This is a genomic window from Kaistella sp. CFF1-2, from assembly GCF_059509915.1.
The window spans coordinates 1-1,235 of record NZ_JCAKLF010000022.1; the positions used below are offsets into that span (position 1 = coordinate 1).

A 1,235-nucleotide genomic window follows, 5' to 3' on the forward strand; every position below is an offset into this window, starting at 1 on the left:
AAAAAGTATTGGCGAAGTGCGGGCTAAATTGGACGAAAAGTTCAATTTCGACCAATCGGAGCCGATGCTTTTTCAGATAAGCTAAGTTATGAAAAAAGATTATATGAAAAGCAGCGGCGTATAAATTTTTCAAATCTTTCTATTATACATTTAACCCCGCATTTTGCCAATACAATGTTACCTGCAGTGGCAATTTAATCGGTTGTCGCAAGTTTTTCTTTGTTTACAATTGCTGAATTATCTTTATTTACAACAATAATTGTGGCAATGTCTAATAAGCCTAAATCATCCTTATTTGCATTTGTAAATCTTTTCTTTTTACGTTCGCCAAAAAGATAAAAACCACGATTTTCTAATTCTTCAATTTCCTTATTTAAATCAAATCCTAATTGAACTTTTCTACCAATTTCAAAATCTCCAAAACCTGTTAATTCGCCCCAATCTTGGATATTTTGCAAAAATGAAGAAATAAAATCTGCATCATTTTGATTTGTAATATTAATATGATCAAAAACATATCCATGTGCTTCACAGATTATATTAACAATTTCTTTTCCAGATGTTATTCTAGGTAAAAATTTTAATTTATCAGACTTTTTATCTTTTTTTGCGTTGTCAATAATTGTTCTAATCCATTTTTCATGATTACTTTTAATTGTTTTTAGCAACTCTACAGTATATGTTTCCCATAATTCATCAATCGTTTTATGATGATTTTTACATAATAAGATTAAATTTTCATAATCATCATAATCTTTTTCATAATTAGAATTATGTCTTGGTCCATTCGTTTGTTTACTTATTATGTGACATTCGTCTCCTATATTTAAGTTTCGATTATGTTCATTTCGTTCTGCAACTAATTCTGTTCTGCACATCGCACAACAATTCCCAGATCGTCCCCAAAGAGTTTTACGTGTTTTGTCTGTGATTGACATCTATCTTAATCTAATTTAAAATTGACATTTGTTTGAAGCGTAATTTTTGTCGCCATTGCAGGTAACGGAAAAAGTATTTGCGAAGGGCGGGCTAAATTTAACTGAAAGTTCAATTTCGACCGAACGAAGCAAATTGCTTTTTCAGATTGTTAAATTACAAAAAAATACAATATGAAAAGCAAGTTGCGACTAAATGCATCGGGTTTTTCTATTATAGATTCAACCCCGCCTTTTGCAAATACTATGTTATCTGTAGTGCTTTCATATTCTGTTTGTATTTTCGCGATTAGAGTCAAC

The 1,235-nt window shown here is 30.4% G+C and carries 1 protein-coding gene; it reads right to left on the reverse strand.

Translation table 11 applies throughout. The annotated features are described in order from the left end of the window. Positions 1–194 precede the first annotated feature (194 nt). Complete coding sequence (locus AC5XHR_RS13710) at positions 195–938, reverse strand: HNH endonuclease (RefSeq protein WP_495951342.1); 744 nt, start codon at positions 936–938, stop codon at positions 195–197. Positions 939–1,235 lie beyond the last annotated feature (297 nt).

Coding starts and splice junctions, on each gene's coding strand:
- AC5XHR_RS13710 (WP_495951342.1), bottom strand. CDS start 938: ATGTCAATCACAGACAAAACACGTAAAACTCTTTGGGGACGATCTGGG.